This is a genomic window from Pseudomonas sp. BN606 (assembly GCF_029873115.1).
Taxonomy (GTDB): domain Bacteria; phylum Pseudomonadota; class Gammaproteobacteria; order Pseudomonadales; family Pseudomonadaceae; genus Metapseudomonas.
Genome location: NZ_SSOF01000078.1, coordinates 63,839 through 80,594 on the forward strand (window position 1 = coordinate 63,839; position 16,756 = coordinate 80,594).

Annotated in this window: 14 protein-coding genes; 6 read left to right on the forward strand and 8 right to left on the reverse strand. The window is 64.7% G+C overall.

What is annotated here, in order from left to right; all coding sequences use genetic code 11:
• Positions 1–8 precede the first annotated feature (8 nt).
• The 5 genes from E8E75_RS20660 to E8E75_RS20680 all read right to left on the reverse strand — a co-directional run bounded on the left by E8E75_RS20660 (position 9) and on the right by E8E75_RS20680 (position 7,099).
• On the reverse strand, positions 9–2,351 hold the full coding sequence (locus E8E75_RS20660) for a TonB-dependent siderophore receptor (protein ID WP_256673093.1): 2,343 nt from the start codon (positions 2,349–2,351) through the stop codon (positions 9–11).
• Between the two features lie 185 nt (positions 2,352–2,536).
• Positions 2,537–3,496, reverse strand: a complete 960-nt coding sequence (locus E8E75_RS20665) for a FecR family protein (protein WP_153920256.1) — start codon at positions 3,494–3,496, stop codon at positions 2,537–2,539.
• Positions 3,493–4,011, reverse strand: coding sequence for an RNA polymerase sigma factor (locus tag E8E75_RS20670; protein ID WP_120651494.1), 519 nt, complete (start codon positions 4,009–4,011; stop codon positions 3,493–3,495). The genes E8E75_RS20665 and E8E75_RS20670 overlap by 4 nt, the downstream gene beginning before the upstream one ends.
• Before the next feature lie 157 nt (positions 4,012–4,168).
• Positions 4,169–4,579, reverse strand: coding sequence for a PA2817 family protein (locus E8E75_RS20675; RefSeq protein ID WP_120651493.1), 411 nt, complete (start codon positions 4,577–4,579; stop codon positions 4,169–4,171).
• Positions 4,580–4,651: 72 nt separating this feature from the next.
• The gene (locus E8E75_RS20680; RefSeq protein ID WP_153920258.1) at positions 4,652–7,099 is read right to left on the reverse strand and encodes an acyl-CoA dehydrogenase; all 2,448 of its coding nucleotides are present in this window, start codon (positions 7,097–7,099) and stop codon (positions 4,652–4,654) included.
• Positions 7,100–7,251: 152 nt separating this feature from the next.
• Between E8E75_RS20680 and E8E75_RS20685 the strand changes: the two genes are divergently transcribed.
• The 6 genes from E8E75_RS20685 (at position 7,252) to E8E75_RS20710 (ending at position 13,587) form a co-directional block, all read left to right on the forward strand.
• A complete protein-coding gene (locus E8E75_RS20685; RefSeq protein WP_120651491.1) occupies positions 7,252–7,914 on the forward strand; it encodes a transglutaminase family protein in 663 nt (220 codons plus the stop codon).
• A gap of 87 nt (positions 7,915–8,001) precedes the next feature.
• A complete protein-coding gene (locus E8E75_RS20690; protein ID WP_120651490.1) occupies positions 8,002–8,919 on the forward strand; it encodes a MoxR family ATPase in 918 nt (305 codons plus the stop codon).
• Positions 8,919–9,866, forward strand: a complete 948-nt coding sequence (locus E8E75_RS20695) for a DUF58 domain-containing protein (RefSeq protein WP_153920260.1) — start codon at positions 8,919–8,921, stop codon at positions 9,864–9,866. Before E8E75_RS20690 ends, E8E75_RS20695 begins: the two co-directional genes overlap by 1 nt.
• The gene (locus E8E75_RS20700; protein WP_153920262.1) at positions 9,863–11,851 is read left to right on the forward strand and encodes a DUF3488 and DUF4129 domain-containing transglutaminase family protein; all 1,989 of its coding nucleotides are present in this window, start codon (positions 9,863–9,865) and stop codon (positions 11,849–11,851) included. The genes E8E75_RS20695 and E8E75_RS20700 overlap by 4 nt, the downstream gene beginning before the upstream one ends.
• A gap of 56 nt (positions 11,852–11,907) precedes the next feature.
• Complete coding sequence (locus E8E75_RS20705) at positions 11,908–12,669, forward strand: CHAD domain-containing protein (RefSeq protein WP_120651487.1); 762 nt, start codon at positions 11,908–11,910, stop codon at positions 12,667–12,669.
• A 117-nt stretch (positions 12,670–12,786) separates the two neighbouring features.
• The gene (locus E8E75_RS20710; RefSeq protein ID WP_120651486.1) at positions 12,787–13,587 is read left to right on the forward strand and encodes an acyl-CoA thioesterase domain-containing protein; all 801 of its coding nucleotides are present in this window, start codon (positions 12,787–12,789) and stop codon (positions 13,585–13,587) included.
• A gap of 199 nt (positions 13,588–13,786) precedes the next feature.
• Here the strand turns inward: E8E75_RS20710 and E8E75_RS20715 are convergent, their stop codons facing one another.
• From E8E75_RS20715 to E8E75_RS20725, 3 genes are all read right to left on the reverse strand, one after another.
• Entirely contained in the window at positions 13,787–14,146 is a 360-nt protein-coding gene (locus tag E8E75_RS20715; RefSeq protein WP_120651485.1) for an Mpo1-like protein, read from the reverse strand.
• A gap of 96 nt (positions 14,147–14,242) precedes the next feature.
• The gene (locus E8E75_RS20720) at positions 14,243–15,724 is read right to left on the reverse strand and encodes a methyl-accepting chemotaxis protein (RefSeq protein ID WP_153920264.1); all 1,482 of its coding nucleotides are present in this window, start codon (positions 15,722–15,724) and stop codon (positions 14,243–14,245) included.
• Positions 15,725–15,830: 106 nt separating this feature from the next.
• Complete coding sequence (locus E8E75_RS20725) at positions 15,831–16,637, reverse strand: TatD family hydrolase (protein ID WP_120651483.1); 807 nt, start codon at positions 16,635–16,637, stop codon at positions 15,831–15,833.
• Between the last annotated feature and the right edge of the window lie 119 nt (positions 16,638–16,756).

Sequence of the window (16,756 nt, forward strand, 5' to 3'; positions counted from 1 at the left end):
GTGCTTCGTCAGAACTTGTAATTCACACTGCCGACCACGGTGCGTTCGTCACCGTAGTAGCACCAGTAGCCGTCGCAAGTGGACAGGTATTCCTTGTTGAACACGTTCTTCGCGTCCACTGCCACGGATAGGCCGCGCATCGAACTGTTCAGGCGGCCCAGGTCGTAGTGCACCGAGGCGTCGTACACAGTGTAGGAACCGGTGTGGCCGAGCCAGGTGTTGGCGGTGTTGCCGTAGCTGTCGCCGACATAGCGCACGCCACCGGCAACGCCGAAGCCGTCGAGGATGCCGCTGTGCCAGGTGTAGTCGGCCCAGGCGGTGGCCTGGTTGCGCGGTACCTGGGCCATGCGATTGCCCTTGTCCACGCCTTTCTGGATTTCGCTGTCGGTGTAGCTGTAGGACGCCACCAGTTTGAGGTTTTCGGTGATGTCGGCAGTGGCTTCCAGCTCCAGGCCGCGAAGCTTCAGCTCACCGATTTGGCGTGTCACGCTGCCTTCGGTGACGCTGACATTGGTCTGGGTCAGGTCGTATACGGCGGCGGTCAGCATGGCGTCGGTGCCGGGCGGCTGGTACTTGATGCCGACTTCGTACTGCTTGCCCTCGGTGGGTTCGAAGGACTGGGTGGTGCTGACCGTGGCGCCCATGGAGGGCTGGAAGGACTCGGCGTAGGAGATGTACGGGGTGATGCCGTTGTCGAACAGGTAGCTCAGACCCACGTTGCCGCTGAAGGCCACATCGCGCTGGGTATTGGTGATGTCGTTCTGGTTGAAGAACTCGGTACCGGTATGTACCCAGTCTTCGCGGCCGCCCAGGGTCAGGCGCCAGTTATCGAGGGCGATCTGGTCCTGAATGTAGAGGCCGGTCTGGTAGGTCTTCTGGTTGTAGTCCTGGAGGGTGAAGTAGGTGACGTTCGACAGGTCGGCGCCATAGATCGGGTTGTTGACGTTGATCGGCGGCACGCCAAAGCCATAGAGCCAGCGGTAGTTGCTGTTGGAACGCTGGTGGTCGAGTCCGAGCAGCAGCGTGTGGTCCAGTTCGCCAGTGCTGAAGTCGGCCTGGAAGTTGTTGTCCACGGCGAACTGGCTGATGTCCTCATCGACGATGCCGGATTCACGGCTGACGTTGCCGTCGGCGTCGACCGTGTTGAAGGTGGAGACGTTCACTGCCTGGAACTCCAGGTCACTCTTGGTGTAGCGCAGGTTCTGGCGGAACTGCCAGACATCGTTGAAGCGATGCTCGAAGGAGTAGCCCAGCGCGTAGTAGGTGCGGTCGTAGAAGTCCCAGTCCGGCTCGCCCAGGTTCTTGTGGTGCGAGATCTTGCCGAACGGCGAGTCGATCTTGGTGCCCTGCAGAGGCAGGAACTGGCCAGTGATACCGGTATCGTCGCGGGTGTACTGCGAGAGGAACGTCAGCCTGGTGTCGTCGTTGATGTTCCAGGTCAGGCTCGGCGCGATGTTGTAGCGCTTGTCCGGGATATGGTCGACGGGCGAGTTGCTGTCGCGCACGGTGCCACTCACGCGATAGAGGAACTGCCCCTCGTCGTCGATCTTGCCGGTGCTGTCGAAATTGATTTGCTTGTGCTCGTTGCTGCCAGCCTGCAGCTCAACCTCGTTGGCCTGCTCGGCCTGGGGGCGGCGGCTGACCATGTCCAGCAGGCCGCCGGGTGGGGTCTGGCCGTAAACGGAGGATGCCGGGCCGCGCAGAACAGCGATGCGCTCCAGGTTCCAGGGCTCGATCTTCGGGTTGGCGAAGGAACCCACCGGCAGGGGCAGGCCGTCGAGGAACTGGGTCGGCACGAAGCCACGCACCTTCAGCCAGTCGGCGCGGGAGTCGGAACCGTAACCGCTGCTCATCACGCCGGCGGTGTAGCGCAGCGAATCGTTCAGGCTGAGGGTGGGGCGCGAGTCGAGCTGCTCACGGGTGATGACCGAGATCGAGCGGGGAATTTCATTGATCGCCGTGTCGGTCTTGGTGCCAGCGGCGGTGCGCGTGGCCACCATTCCGGTGGTGGGGTCCCAGGCGGTTTCGTAACTGCGGTTACCGTCGATGTTCACATCCGGCAGGCTCATCGCCTCGTCGGCCACGGGCGCCAGGCTGTAGCTATCGGAACCGTTCTGCACCAGGCGCAGGTTGCTGCCCTGCAGCGCCACGGACAACGCCTGCAGCGGACTCAGGTCGCCTTGCACGGAGGGGGCGGTCTTGCCTGCGGTCAGGGCGGGATCGACGCTCAGAACGATGCCGGCATCGGCCGCGATACGGTTCAGGGTACTCGCCAGCGGCGCGGAGGGCAGCTGATACGTTTCTGCCTGGGCCTGGCTGGCCAGGCTGCCGACTGTGATGGCCAGCGCCATCAGGGTGTGGCGGAAGGTCGCGGAAGCAAGTTGCATTGCGAATATCTCCTAAGTGAGAAATCGTCTCAATGCCTTCTTGCCGAGCGAGAATCGAAAAGTGACAGGGGGACGCCAAAAACTTTTCTCCCCGTCCCTGGGCGTGATTTTTCGAGGTGGGCAGCGCGGCTCTGCCCACCTTGCGGTCTTCAGTCCTTCGCGGGTACCACGCGTGTCCACCAGTGACCGATGCGTTCGATGCTCACGGGGAGGCTGGGGGGCAGGGCGGCCAGGGCCTTGTCGCTTTCGTTGAGCGGGAAGACGCCGCTGATGCGCAGATTGTCCAGGCCCGGGTCCAGGCCCAGATAACCGCTGTGGTACTCGCTCAGGGTGTCGATCAGCTGGGGCAGCGGCATGTCCTCCGCTACCAACAGTCCGCGGCTCCAGGCCTCGGCGCCCACAGGAGCAGCGCGCGTGGGCCCAAGGTGCTCGCTATCGATCCAGACCTGTTCGCCAGCGCGGACCACGCGCTCGACCGAGCCGTTGTGCGGTCTTGCCGCCACGGCGGACTCCAGCACGATCAGTTGGGTCGCCTCACCCGTGCGGCGCACCAGGAAGCGAGTGCCGAGAGGCTGCAGGCGGCCCTGGCTGGTCTCGATGATGAAAGGGCGCGGGTCGTCGTGACCGGTCTTCACCAGGATCTCACCCCTGCGCAGGTAGAGGCGACGCTGTGGTCCGTCGAAGTCGATATCCAGGGCGGTACGGCTGTTGAGCTGCACGAGGCTGTTGTCCGCCAGGCGCAGTTCGCGGTGCTCGCCGTTGGCCGTCATTTCATCGGCCAGGTAATCGCCCAGTGGGCGCTGTTGGGCCAAAAGGCCGAGTCCAAGGCCCACTGCGAGTACGAGAGCCAGGGCGTTGCCTGAGAGGCGATGCAGGCTGCGCCGTCGTACGCCACCGCCGCGCAACAGCGCGCGACGGGCGTGGGCGGAGGCTGCTGCTGCCAGTTGCTGATCGATGCCGGAAAGTTGTTGCCACACTTGGGCATGCTCCGGGTGGGCACCTAGCCAGCGGCGGAATTCATGCCGCTCGCGGTCGGTCGCCTCACCGGAATCCAGACAAAGCTGCCAGGCAATCGCCTCGTCCAGCGCACGCGCGGATACCCGGCTCATGCCGGCTCTCCGTAAAGCGCGATGTAGCACTGGCGCATACCCTGGGCCAGGTACTGGCGAACCCGTGACGGGGAAACGTCCAGGCGTTCGGCGATCTCGGCGTGGCCCAGGCCGTCGAGGCGGTTGTAGAGGAACGCGGCACGCGCCTTGCTGGACAGCTGGCCAAGCAGACGATCGATTTCACGCAGGCTTTCCAGGATCAGTGCCTGTTCCTCGGGGCTTGGGTGCAGGTCCTGCGGAGCCTGGGCCAGTTCGTCCAGGTAGGCGCGTTCCAGGTCATTGCGACGGAATTGATCCACCAGCAACCCGCGGGCAATGGTAGCCAGCAGGGCACGGGGTTCACGGGGAGGTTGCAGGTCGGTCCGTGCGAGCAGGCGGACGAAGGTGTCCTGGCTCACGTCTTCGGCGCGATGGGGGCATTGCACCGTCTTGCGAAGCCAGTGGAACAGCCAATCACGATGGTCTCGGTAAAGCAGCCCTACCAGTTGCGGATTTGCGGAATTACCGACCGACACGCTGACCTCATTGAGAAGTACTTGAAAGAGTGTTTACGAATGATTCGCAATGATGGCAGAGGCTGGCACCTTGCCGCAATTGTGTCGGGAAGGCGGGCGATGGGTGGCGAAATTCGGCGCGAAGATGGGGCGGCAGAGAGTGCCGCCCCGGCAGGTGTCAGTGCTTGTTGCTGTCTTCCGGCAGGGCCAGCAACCGCTTCTCCAGGTTCCAGTCGAACGGCTCGCCGTTCTGTTCGGCTTCGTAGCGGCGCTCATCGAGGCGCTGGAACAGGTCGATTTCTTCGTCGGGCATGAAGTGCAGGCAGTCGCCGCCGAAGAACCAGAGGAGATCGCGTGGGACCAGGTGGGCGATCTGCGGGTAGCGATGGAAGACCTGGCTGATCAGGTCCTGGCCAAGGTACAGGCTGCCTTCCGGGTCGCGCGGGAGCTCGCCCATCAGGTCGTCGAAGCGCTCGACGAAGAGCGCATGGTTCTCCTCGGGAACCTGCTCCGCCTCGCCCAGGGCGACCAGGATGCCGCGCAGGTGCGCGAGCAGGGCGAGATGGTGGTCGAGATAGGGATTGGACATGGCGGACTTTCCTGAAACTGGATCGGGCGCGGGAGTATAAGGCCCGCCGCGCCGGCTGTCCTGCCTGCGGGCTCAGCGAATCTTGCCCGCGCTGGGCGCGAGTTCGTCCTTGCTGAAATCGTCGACGTCTATGACTCGCCGCTGTGCCGCCTCGAGGGCACGCAACTGCGTGGCTCCGGCGGCATCGATCAGTCCCGCGGCCAAGGCTGCGTCCACCAGGGACTCATCCGTGGCGGGTTTCAGGCTGCCCGCCTTGACCGCTTGTTGCAGCTTGCGCTGCAAGGGCTGGCAGTTGTCGGCCAGGTCGACAGCCTGCTGCAGCGCGCCTACTGGGTCTTCGGCGGATTGCGGGCGGTAGCAGCCTGCGAGCAGCTCCTCCAGCGCCGGATCTCCCCGGTCGCGGCCGATCACTCCGGCGACTTCGGCGTCCAGCTCATCCGAGGGGCCGGGATGGCGACGGCCGAGGGGGAACACCAGTACTCGCAGCAGGCCGCCCATGAAGGCATTTGGGAAGTTGTCGAGCAGTCCGTCCAGGGCCTGCTCGGCCTTGCCCAGGCTTTCCTCCAGTGCCCAGCGCACCAGTGGTTGCAGGTGTTCGGGGTAGTCGCGGTCGTGATAGCGCTTGAGAGCCGCCGATGCCAGGTAGAGGTAGCTCAGGGCGTCGCCCAGTCGCGCGGAAAGCCGCTCACGACGTTTCAGCTCGCCGCCAAGCAATAGCATGCTGCAGTCGGCGAGCAGGGCGAAGGCAGCTGCCAGCCGATCGAGGGCGCGGAAGTAGGGACGGCAGAGATTGTCGCCGGGCGCGTCGCCAAGACGGCCAAGGCTGAGACCGAGCAGCAGGCTGCTGGCTGCGTTGCCCACGGCGAAACCGATGTGCCGCAGTAACAGTTGGTCGAACTCCTCCAGCGCCTGGTCACGATCTTGGCGGCCGGCCAGGGCCATTTCCTTGAGCACGAACGGATGGCAGCGGATCGCGCCCTGGCCAAATATCATCAGGTTGCGCGAGAGGATGTTGGCGCCTTCGACCGTGATGGAGATGGGCGCTCCCTGCCAGGCGCGCCCCAGGTAGTTGTTCGGCCCGAGGATGATGCCCTTGCCGCCATGTACGTCCATCGCGTGGCCGATGCATTCGCGGCCGCGCTCGGTCAGGTGGTACTTCAGGATGGCCGACAGCACCGAAGGCTTCTCACCCAGATCCACCGCGCTGGCAGTGAGGATGCGCGCGCTGTCCATCAGCCAGGCGTTGCCGGCAATACGCGCCAAGGCTTCCTGAATGCCTTCGAAGGCCGCCAGGGGTACGTTGAATTGTTCGCGTATGCGGGCGTACTGGCCCGTTACCAGGCTGGTGAACTTGGCGGCACCGGTTGAGGCGGCGGGGAGGGAAATGGAGCGGCCTACCGACAGGCAATTCATCAGCATCATCCAGCCTTTGCCGAGCATGGCCTGGCCACCGATGACGAAGTCCAGGGGCACGAACACGTCCTTGCCAGAGTTCGGCCCGTTCATGAAGGCCGCGCCCAAAGGCAGGTGGCGCCGGCCGATCTCCACGCCGGAGGTATCCGTCGGGATGAGCGCGAGGCTGATGCCAAGATCTTCTTCATCGCCCAGCAGATGGTCCGGATCGTGGGCCTTGAAGGCCAGGCCCAGCAAAGTGGCTATTGGACCGAGCGTGATGTAGCGCTTTTCCCAGGTCAGACGCAGTCCGATCACGTTCTCTCCCTGCCACTGGCCCTTGCAGACGATGCCGACGTCCGGCATGGCACCGGCATCCGAGCCGGCGAGTGGCCCGGTAAGGGCGAAGCAGGGAATGTCCTCGCCGCTCGCAAGACGTGGCAGGTAGTGCCGGCGCTGCTCGTCAGTGCCGTAGTGCAGCAGCAGTTCGGCGGGGCCGAGAGAATTGGGCACCATCACGGTCGAAGCCAGGTCGCCGCTACGCGTCGCGAGTTTCATTGCAACCTGGGAGTGGGCGTAGGCGGAAAAGCCCTTGCCGCCGTACTCCTTCGGGATGATCAGGGCGAAGAACCCGTGCTTCTTGATGTGCTCCCAGGCCTCAGGCGGGAGGTCGAGCTTCTGGCCGATCTCCCAGTCGCTAACCATGGCGCAGAGATCTTCCGTAGGACCGTCGAGGAAGGCCTGCTCCTCTTCGGTCAACTGCGGGCGAGGGGAGTCCAGGAGCTTGCGCCAGTCCGGACGTCCGCTGAACAGCTCGCCGTCCCACCAGACGGTGCCGGCCTCGATGGCGTCGCGCTCGGTCTCGGACATGGGCGGCAGCACTCGCTGGAACCAGGAAAAGAGCGGTGAGCTGAGCCATTGCCGACGTGGCCCGGGCAACGCCAGGGGCAGCGCGACAGCCAGCCAGAGCAGCCAGAACACCAGCAGCAGCCAGCCGGGTGAATGGCCGAACAGCCCCATCAGCACCAGATAACCGGCCACCAGGGCCAGCGCGGGCAGGGGGGCTATGCGGCGGTGGGCGAGATAGGCGACGCCCAGGCCCAGGGCAAGTATCCAGAGCAACAGCATGGTCGATCCTCCTTGATGGCGGCGAGGGGCCGTCACGAGACTTATCGCCAACCATGGCCATGGCGACAGGAACGGCGAGCTTGGCCGGTATGTCGTACCCGGGGCGGCGGGGCGCTGGATAGACTTGCGACTTACCCGCAGGAGAACACGCCATGCAGCACTTCCTGGAGCCCGGCCGCTTTGTTGATAGTGACCACACCCTGGTGGTCGAGTTCGCGGAAATGCACCGTGGGGCAAGCCGCGACCCAATCGATCAAGCTGTCAGCCTGTACCGCGCGGTGCGCGACGAGATCCACTACAACCCTTATGTATTCAGCCGGGACCCGCAGACTCTGAAGGCCAGCCATGCTCTGGGGGCGGGCGAATCCTACTGCGTGCCCAAGGCGATCCTGCTGGCGGCATGCGCGCGGCATTGCGGCATCCCTGCACGCATTGGTCTCGCCGACGTGCGCAACCATCTGGCCACGCCCCGACTGCTGGAGCTCCTGCGCAGCGAGGTGTTCGCCATGCACGGTTACACCGAGCTGCACCTCGACGGCCGCTGGGTCAAGGCCACACCGGCTTTCAACCTGGCGCTGTGCCGGCTGTTCAAGGTGCCTCCGCTGGAGTTCGACGGACGCCAGGACAGCGTTTTCCACCCCTTCAACAGCCAGGGCGAGCGCTACATGGAATACCTGGCGGACCACGGCCAGTTCGCTGACCTGCCTGAGCAACTGTTCTTCGATCACCTTGCCGAGGTTTATCCGCACCTGTTCTGCGAGGGCGCGGCCTTCCTGACCGGCGACCTGCATGCCGAGGCTGGCGCAGCGAGCTGACGCACAGTTTCATGAGTAAAGTTTGCCGGGCGCTTTGCCATTACCCGCCCTGCCAGTAGCATCGTCGCATTGCACAGGGAGCGACGAATGCGAACCAAACTGGATGCCTGTCTGCACGCGGTCAATCAGGTAGTGCTGGGCAAGGAAGCACAGGTACGCCTGGCCCTGACCTGCCTGCTGGCCCGTGGACACCTGTTGATCGAAGACCTGCCCGGTATGGGCAAGACCACCCTGGGCCATGCCCTGGCCAAGGTGCTGGGGCTGAGCTTCCAGCGCATCCAGTTCACCTCGGACCTCCTGCCCGGTGACATCCTTGGCACCTCGGTGTTCGACAAGGACAGCAGCCAGTTCGTCTTCCACCCGGGGCCGGTGTTCGCCGAGCTGGTGCTGGCCGATGAGATCAACCGCGCCACTCCCAAGAGCCAGAGCGCGTTGCTGGAAGCCATGGAGGAAGGGCAGGTGACCATCGAGGGGGCCACGCGCCCGCTGCCGGAACCCTTCTTCGTCATTGCCACGCAGAACCCGGCCAGCCAAGGCGGTACCTTCGCCTTGCCGGAGTCGCAACTGGACCGCTTCCTCATGCGCCTGTCCCTCGGCTATCCAGCCAGGGCGGCGGAGAAGGCATTGTTGCAAGGCGAGGCGCGGCGTGAGCTGCTGCCGCGCCTGGAACCCATTTTCACCCACGCCGAGCTGGGGCTTATCCAGGCCGAAGTGCCCAAGGTGGTGGCTCGCGACGCGCTGGTGGATTACGTGTTGCGCCTGGTGGATGCCACCCGCAGCCAACCGCAGTTCGCCTGGGGGCTGTCGCCCCGCGCCAGTTTGGCGTTGCTCTCCGCTGCGCGTGCCTGGGCCCTGTTGGCAGGGCGCGATTATGTGATACCGGAAGATGTCCAGGCGGTTCTGCCTTCGGTAGTCGGCCATCGCCTGCGCGAGCGCGCCGATCCATCCGGACATGGCGGTGGCGCGCTGGTGCAGTGGCTGCTGCGCGAAGTGCCGGCTCTCTGATGCTGGAAGTCCAGGTCGATCGCTGGCTGGCGCGCCGCATCCCGCCAGCGAACCAGGTACGTCTCGATCAGCGACGGATTTTCATCTTGCCAACCCGCGCCGGAGCCGCTTTCGGGCTAGCCCTGGTGCCAATGCTGCTGGTGGCGATCAACTACCAGAACAGCCTGGCCTACGCGCTGACTTTCCTGTTGCTGTCGGTATTCCTGGTGGCCATCCTGCACACCTTCCGCAACCTTTCGGGGCTGAACCTCAAGGCAGCGGGTGGTGCGCCCGTTTTCCTCGGCGAGCAAGCGCACTTCCACGTCACGCTGGAAAGCAGCGGCCGGGAGCACCAGGCCGTCGCGCTGGGTTGGCCGCCCTTGCCGTTGCAGGTGCAGGACGTAGCCGCCAATGGCGCCTGCGAGGTGGAGTTGCACTTGCCTACCGGACGGCGTGGCTGGCTGCGGCCCCGACGCCTGCGCGTCGAAAGCCGTTATCCGCTCGGGTTGCTGGTGGCGTGGAGCTGGGTGGATCTGGACCAGGCCCTGTTGGTCTATCCGCGCCCGCTGGAGGGCGATCTGCCGCTGATGCCTGGCCGTGGCGATGATGACGGCGACGACGGCCAGCATGTGCTCGGTGCCGGGGCGGACGACTACCAGGGGCTGCGCGCCTACCAGCCGGGCGATTCGCGTCGCCGCTTGCACTGGAAGGCCTTTTCTCGCGGCCAGGGGCTGTTCGTAAAGGACTTCGCCGCCCTGTCCGGGCGTGATGTCTGGCTCGACCTCGATCGGCTGGACGGCGATCTGGAGCAGCGGTTGGGTCTGCTCTGCTACTGGGTGTTGCAGTTTTCTTCCCGTGGCCAACCCTTCGGCCTGCGCCTGGGGGGCCAGGAGCTGGGCGCCGACACCGGTGATGCCCACCGCGAAGCCTGCCTGCGGGCCCTGGCCCTGTTCGGGGGGGCGCGATGAAGGCCGGCCTGCCCATTACCCGGATCGGCCTGACCTGGCTGCTGGTGGCGCAGGTGCTGGTGATCCTGCCGCATCTGCCCTACCTGCCGTTGTGGATCATTGCAATGTGGTTGGGCTGTGCTGGATGGCGCATCCGGATATTCCGCATGCGTGCGCAGTACCCCAGCGGCACGATCAAGGCCGCGCTGATCCTCGCGGTCGCGCTGGGCGTATTCTTCTCCAGGGGCACGCTGGTTGGGCTGGAGGCGGCGGTCGTGCTGCTGGTGGCGGTGTTCATCCTCAAACTGGTGGAACTGCGCACCCAGCGTGATGCCCTGGTGCTGGTGCTCCTCGGGTTCTTCACCCAGGTCACCGCCTATCTGTTCAACGACGGCATGCTGGCCGGGCTCTACAGCCTGCTGCCCCTTTGCGCATTGCTGGCCTCCCTGGTGGGGTTGCAGCAGAGCCGCTTCGCTGAACGCCCGCTGGTGCCGTTGAAGGCGGCGGGCAGCCTGTTGCTACAGGCGGTGCCGCTGATGCTGTTGCTGTTCATGTTCTTTCCGCGCCTGGGGCCGCTGTGGTCGCTGCCCCTGCCGAGTGACAAGGGGGTTACCGGCCTGGCGGATGCGATGAGTCCAGCGGATATCGCCGAACTCAGCCGCTCCGGCGACCTGGCTTTCCGCGCCAGCTTCGAAGGTCCGGTGCCGCCCATGAGCCAGCTCTACTGGCGCGCGCTGACCCTTGAGCGATTCGATGGGCGCCGCTGGTCCCAATCTCTCACTTCCCAGTTCGGCCAGGAGGCGGTCTGGCGTCGGGAAGGTGAGCCACTGCGCTACAGCATTGTCATGCAGCCCAGCGGCAGGCCGTGGCTGTTTGGCCTGGATGTGGCCGAGACGGGCGAGGAGGGTGTGCGCCCGCGGGCGGACTTCCGCCTCGAGCGCCGCACGCCGGTCGATCGCCCGCTGCTCTACCAGGTCACCTCCTGGCCTAAGGCGGTACGCGAACCTGATGGCAACCCCGATGCCTTGCGCAGGGCCCTGCAGCTGCCAGAGGCAGGTGAATCACGAACGCGGGCCTGGGCCGGGGAGCTCAAGCGGCAGTACGCTGAGCCGCAACAGCTGGTGGATGCACTGCTCGCGCATTTCAATCGCGAGCCTTACGTCTACACCCTGAAGCCTTCGCCGCTGGGTGAGGACAATATTGATGCGTTTCTCTTCGATACCCGCAGGGGGTTCTGTGCCCATTATGCAGGCGCCATGACCTTCGTCCTGCGAGCCGCCGGCATTCCCGCGCGGGTGGTGGCCGGGTATCAGGGTGGCGAACTCAATCCTGCCGGCAACTACGTGCTGGTGCATCAGTTCGACGCTCACGCCTGGGTGGAATACTGGCTACCGGGACGCGGCTGGATCAGCGTCGATCCAACTTTCCAAGTGGCGCCGAGCCGCATCGAGCGTGGCCTTGAAGATGCCGTGGCCAGCGAGCAGAGCTTCCTCGAGGGGTCACCCCTTTCACCTCTGCGCTTTCGACAGCTGGCCTGGCTGAACGAGGTGCGATTGGCCTGGGACAATCTCAACTACGGCTGGCAGCGCTGGGTACTGGGCTACCAGGGAGAGGCGCAGATGGAGCTTGTGCGGCGCTGGTTCGGCACCCTGGATGGGCGCTCGCTCGGCCTGGGCCTGGTCGGTGCCGGAGCAGTGCTGATGGCGCTGCTGGCCTTGTTTCTGTTCGCGCCATGGCGACGTGAGCCCGACCCCCAGTTGCGTCAGTTCCAGGTTTTCGAGCAATTGCTGGCGCGCCATGGCGTAGTGCGTGGCAAGGGCGAAGGGCCGCGCGCCTTCGCTGAGCGTGCAAGCCGCGAGCTGCCCCGGCAGGCGGCGCAGATCCGCGCCTTCCTCGCAGCCTTCGAGGCTAGCCGATATGCCAGCCAGTGGACGTCCGATCCGGCCAGGCACCTGCGCGCCCTGCGTAAGGCATTGCCCTGGCGCCTGCGCGGTGCGCGCGGATGATCCATGCTGAGTACTGCCGTAGTCGCCTGCGCGCCTGACCCCTGGAGAGCTAGAAGATGGCCGGAATGCTGGATGACCTGATCGCCCAAGTCATTGGTCTGGAGGTTCGCATGCATGCCTGTGCCGAGCGGCTGGCCGCGGGTACGGATGACGAGGCCCTGCATGACCTGCGCGTTGCAACCAGGCGCCTGCGTAGCTTGCTGCGTCCTTTTCGCGGGTTGCCGGCAGTCGACGTGCTGAACCAGGCGGCTGCCGATCTGGCAAGTCTGAGCGGGCCATTGCGGGATCTGGAAGTGCTGATCATCGAGTTGCGCAGTCACGGTCTGGATCGCCTGACTCCGGGCCGGGAACGCGCTCGGCACCTTGGCTATGCACAGTTTCTGCTGGCCCCGGAGCTCGCTCGCCTGTTCCTGGTGCTCGAAGCCTGGCCCCATCTGATGCGTGTGTACGATCGCGAGGGGCTGCTGAAGGGGTTGTGCAGGACAGTGGCCAAATCCCTTGGCAAGAGTCACCGCCGTCTCGTACAGGCGCTCCAGGATCCCGCCCACGACCGTCATCGCCTGCGGCTGCTGATCAAGCGCCTGCGCTACGGCGTGGACGCCTACCCGGACTTGATCGAGTTGTCGCCCAAGACCCGGCGGCTGCTGGTGGGTGCGCAATCCGCGCTGGGCAAATGGCATGACAACCTGCAGTGGTTGGGCCGTGCGGACCAGGAGCCTGACCTGCGCCCGCGAATTCGTGGGTGGCAGGTGGCGTTGCATGCCGCTGAAGTCCGTTCGGACCGGGTACTGGAGAAGCTGCTGCGGCGACTGGCCTGATTCGCCCATGGCCGGTATCCCATCGGCGTTGGCGCGGCAGCCTTGCGACGCGCCTTTCGAGCCTGCGGGGCAATGCCCTAAGATCGCCGACTGAGCGATTCACTACAGGGACTCCAGATGAAATTATTCTCCGAACTGATCCAGGCGGCGCGCAGCAATCCGAATGAGATCGTGGTGCCTGCCACCTGGGGACAGGGGCGGGCCGCCTTCGGTGGTGTGGTTGCGGCGCTGGCGTTCGAAGCCATGCGCGCGAAGGTCGAGCCGGGCCGGCCGGTGCGATCCCTGGCCACGACTTTCGTCGGCCCTTTGGAGCCCGAAGTGCCTGCCAGCTTCGAGGCCGAGCTGCTGCGCGAAGGCAAGGCAGTGAGCCAGGTGTTCTGCCGTGTGGTGCAGAAGGGCCAGGTAGTGGCGTTGGTGCAGGGCAGCTTCGGCGGCTCGCGTCAGTCGGTGGTGCAGATGGCCGCTGAGCCAGCACCCGACATGAAGCCCGCGGCAGATTGCTTCGAACTGCCCTTCATTCCTGGTGTTACACCGGAATTCACCCGTCACCTGGCCATGCGCTGGGCCATCGGCGGCATGCCGTTTTCCGGGAGCCGCGAACGCGACATGGGCGGTTGGGTACGTTTTCGTGGCGAAGTGGAGCGGGAGCCTGTCACCGAGGCACATCTGCTGGCCTTGGTGGACGCGTGGCCGCCGGCCACCGTACCGCACCTGCCAACACCCGCACCGGGCAGCACTTTGACCTGGACCATCGAGTTCGTGCAGCCGCTACCGAAGCTGGATACCCATGACTGGTGCAGGTATCGCGCGCGCATCGAGCACGCCAGCGATGGTTACGGCCATGCGGCGGCGGCCCTGTGGACGCCGGACGGCGACCTGGTGGCGATGAGTCGGCAGACCGTGGTGGTGTTCGGCTGATCGCCCTGTGCAGGTCGTGCAAGGAGGGTGGGGGTCATCTGTAGGGTGCGCCGCGCGCACCAGCGGAGATTGGGCCGCGATTGTCCTACCTCCGAGCGCGAGCCGGTGCGTATGGCGCACCCTGCGGCGAAACAGGACCTTTTAGTTCGGGTAGACCTCTTGATGTCCACGAGCCGGAGTCCCGGTCGACTCTGATGGCTCAGTGCTTTTTCTTGCGCCAGTTGCGCCACCATTGGCCGCTGAGCAGGAAGCGAGGGAACGTGAGGAACTGCTCCACCAGCAGTCGGCCAACGGCGTCCTTGCGGTCGCTGAAGGGTTCCGGTGCTACCGCTTCCAGCTTGTGCCCGCGTCCCTGCAGTGCCAGGGAGGCGACAATGCCGATGATTCCCAGCACGAACGGCCGAAAGCTCAGGCTGAACAGTCCGTAGACAAGGGTAATGGCCGCGACGATGAACAGCGGTACGGCAATCACATGCAGGATCAGGTTGGCTGGATGCTGGTGATTGTCGGAATAGGTCCGCCATTGCCATGCATGCAGGTTGGGAAGTCGTTTGCCCATGTCCGGCTCCTTGAGGGGATGTCGGCAGCATAGACCGGCCCTGATGGGCCGGCGAATGCCTTCTCCCTATGGAGCGGATAGCGTGGGGCGGAACTTTCAGGCGCTTAGCTTGAGCTGGCGAATCGCCTGGGACAGCTCGCTAGCCAGTTCCGCCAGTTCATTGCTGGTGGCGGCAGATTCCACGGTTTGACTGACGGTGAGTTCGGTAACGTCGCGAATCCCTACCACGGCGCGGGTCATTTCCTCGGCCACCTGGCTCTGCTGCTCGGCAGCCACCGCGATCTGGGTATTGCTTTCGCGCATCTGGGCGACCGCGCCGGTGATGGCGGCCAGGGCGGCGCCAGCCTCTTGGGCGGCGTGCACGCAATCGTTGGCCTTGATCGAGCTTTCGCGCATGAACTCCACGGCGTCGCGAGTACCGGCCTGGAGAGCGCCGATCATGCTGGTGATCTCGTCGGTTGAGTCCTGCACGCGCCTGGCCAGGTTGCGCACTTCGTCTGCCACGACAGCGAACCCGCGGCCCATTTCCCCGGCACGCGCGGCTTCGATGGCAGCGTTCAGCGCCAGCAGGTTGGTCTGCTCGGCGATGCCGTGAATGACGTTGACGACGCCGCTGATCTTCTGGCTGTCCTCGGCCAGGCGCTGAATCGTCTCCGCAGTTTGTTGCACGCCGGATGAAAGCCCAGTGATGGAATGTTCGACCCGTTCCACCACCAGTTGGCCGGCACCGGCAAGCTGATCGGCATTCTGCGATTGGTCGCGGGTGTCCGCCGCATGCTGGGCGATGTGGTGCACGGTAGTGGACATTTCATTGATGGCGGTGGCGGCCTGATCGGTTTCGCTCTGCTGGCCGAGCATGCCCTGGCGCACCTCGCCCATGCTGCCGGCAAGGCGTGCGGCGCCTTCGTCGAGGCGGGCCACGGCCTGGGCAACGGTGCCGACCACGCGTCCATAGCCGGCTTGCATGGCATTGAAGGCGTTGGCCATCTGGCCCACTTCATCTCGGCTGTCCAGCGGTACGCGGGCGGAAAGATCGCCGCTGCGTTCGACGTGGAGCATCACGTCCTTGAGGGTGTTGAGGTGGCTCAGCAGGAAACGGATCAGCAACTGTGAAGCTGCCAGCAGGGCGACCATCAGCAGGAACACGGAGATTGCGTATTCCCCAGCGCGGGCGCCCAGCAACTGGGCCATGCTCGGGCTGCTGGCCAGCACGGCGACGCGCTGACCGTCAGTGCGATCGAACACCTGGGCGCCGATGGCGGGGTTGCTGCCGAACAGACCGTCGTGCTCCAGCTCCACCCAGCCATTGGCGCGGGCCAGAGACTGGCCACCGGGTAATTGCGGGGCGCTACCTGCGTTGAAGGCGATGACGCCGGGCAATGAGGGCAGGGGCTCGGCGGTTGGCCAGGATTTCAGCAGCTGGGCCTGGGTCGCAGCAGCATTGCGAGCGTCTTCCGCGCGGCCCTGCTGCTCTAGGTAAAGTGCGTGCAGAACCAGCAGGAGGGTGGTGCAGAAGGCCACCGCATTGACGGCCCAGAACTTGTATTTCAGGGAGATATCGCGAATCCAGGTACCCATGATGTTCTTCTTATGGCTCGGACAGTATTGGCAAGGTGCCATTATTTTCTGACGGAAAATTCCTACCAGATTTGATCCGAATCAAGAAGGAACCTGATTGCCTGACTCAGTCGATGGCCGGGAGCCCGAAGAAGGCGCGTGCGCAATCAGTGGTGTGCTGGGCGAGTTCTTCATGGCTTTCGCCACGATGCAGGGCGACTTCCCGCAGGACTTCGGTCAGGAAGGCCGGTTCGTTGTGGCCGTGTTTGGGTTTAGGGCGCAGGCTTCGTGGCAGCAGGTACGGCGCATCGCTTTCCAGCATCAACCGGCCACGGGGAATGTCGCGCACCAGGGCATGCAGATGGGTACCGCGACGCTCATCGCAGATCCAGCCGGTGATGCCGATATGCAGGTCGAGGTCCAGATAGCCGTAGAGGGCGCGCTTCTCGCCGGTGAAACAGTGCACCACGGCGGCACTGAGCTGATCGCGGAACTCCCGCACGATGGCCAGCAGGCGTTCATCGGCGTCTCGCTCGTGGAGAAACACCGGCTTGCCCAGTTCGGCGGCCAGGGCGAGTTGTTCTTCGAGGGTCTTCTCCTGCTGCGGGCGTGGCGAGAAATCGCGATTGAAATCCAGGCCACATTCGCCCACGGCCCGCACTCGGGCTTCGCCCAGTAGCGCCCGGAGTTGCCGCTGGCTATCGCTGTTCCAGTTGCTGGCCTCATGAGGGTGGACACCGGCCGTACTGAACAGCAGGCGACCGCTTTCATCCAGTTGCTCAGCGACAAGCAGGGCTTTTTCGCTGTCATCCAGGCTGGTGCCGGTCAGCACCATTTGGTGAACGCCGGCGGCCTGCGCACGTTCCAGCAGGGCGCGGACGTCGCGGGCTAGGCTGGGGTGGGTCAGATTGACGCCGATGTCGATGAGTTGCATGGTGCTACCTCGGATTGGAGCAGAGCCGCGGAACAATGCTCGAAACAATTAAAAAAACCAATATATACAGGAACTTGGCGCCTTATGTTGAAGTCAATACCACGCTTTGACTGGCGTCA

What these genes read in the sequence shown, in the direction of transcription:
- E8E75_RS20680 (WP_153920258.1), bottom strand. Translation starts at nt 7,099, where the DNA reads ATGCTGTTGCTCTGGATACTTGCCCTGGGCCTGGGCGTCGCCTATCTC.
- E8E75_RS20690 (WP_120651490.1), top strand. Translation starts at nt 8,002, where the DNA reads ATGCGAACCAAACTGGATGCCTGTCTGCACGCGGTCAATCAGGTAGTG.
- E8E75_RS20720 (WP_153920264.1), bottom strand. Translation starts at nt 15,724, where the DNA reads ATGGGTACCTGGATTCGCGATATCTCCCTGAAATACAAGTTCTGGGCC.
- E8E75_RS20700 (WP_153920262.1), top strand. Translation starts at nt 9,863, where the DNA reads ATGAAGGCCGGCCTGCCCATTACCCGGATCGGCCTGACCTGGCTGCTG.
- E8E75_RS20665 (WP_153920256.1), bottom strand. Translation starts at nt 3,496, where the DNA reads ATGAGCCGGGTATCCGCGCGTGCGCTGGACGAGGCGATTGCCTGGCAG.
- E8E75_RS20705 (WP_120651487.1), top strand. Translation starts at nt 11,908, where the DNA reads ATGGCCGGAATGCTGGATGACCTGATCGCCCAAGTCATTGGTCTGGAG.
- E8E75_RS20710 (WP_120651486.1), top strand. Translation starts at nt 12,787, where the DNA reads ATGAAATTATTCTCCGAACTGATCCAGGCGGCGCGCAGCAATCCGAAT.
- E8E75_RS20725 (WP_120651483.1), bottom strand. Translation starts at nt 16,637, where the DNA reads ATGCAACTCATCGACATCGGCGTCAATCTGACCCACCCCAGCCTAGCC.
- E8E75_RS20660 (WP_256673093.1), bottom strand. Translation starts at nt 2,351, where the DNA reads ATGGCGCTGGCCATCACAGTCGGCAGCCTGGCCAGCCAGGCCCAGGCA.
- E8E75_RS20715 (WP_120651485.1), bottom strand. Translation starts at nt 14,146, where the DNA reads ATGGGCAAACGACTTCCCAACCTGCATGCATGGCAATGGCGGACCTAT.
- E8E75_RS20685 (WP_120651491.1), top strand. Translation starts at nt 7,252, where the DNA reads ATGCAGCACTTCCTGGAGCCCGGCCGCTTTGTTGATAGTGACCACACC.
- E8E75_RS20675 (WP_120651493.1), bottom strand. Translation starts at nt 4,579, where the DNA reads ATGTCCAATCCCTATCTCGACCACCATCTCGCCCTGCTCGCGCACCTG.
- E8E75_RS20695 (WP_153920260.1), top strand. Translation starts at nt 8,919, where the DNA reads ATGCTGGAAGTCCAGGTCGATCGCTGGCTGGCGCGCCGCATCCCGCCA.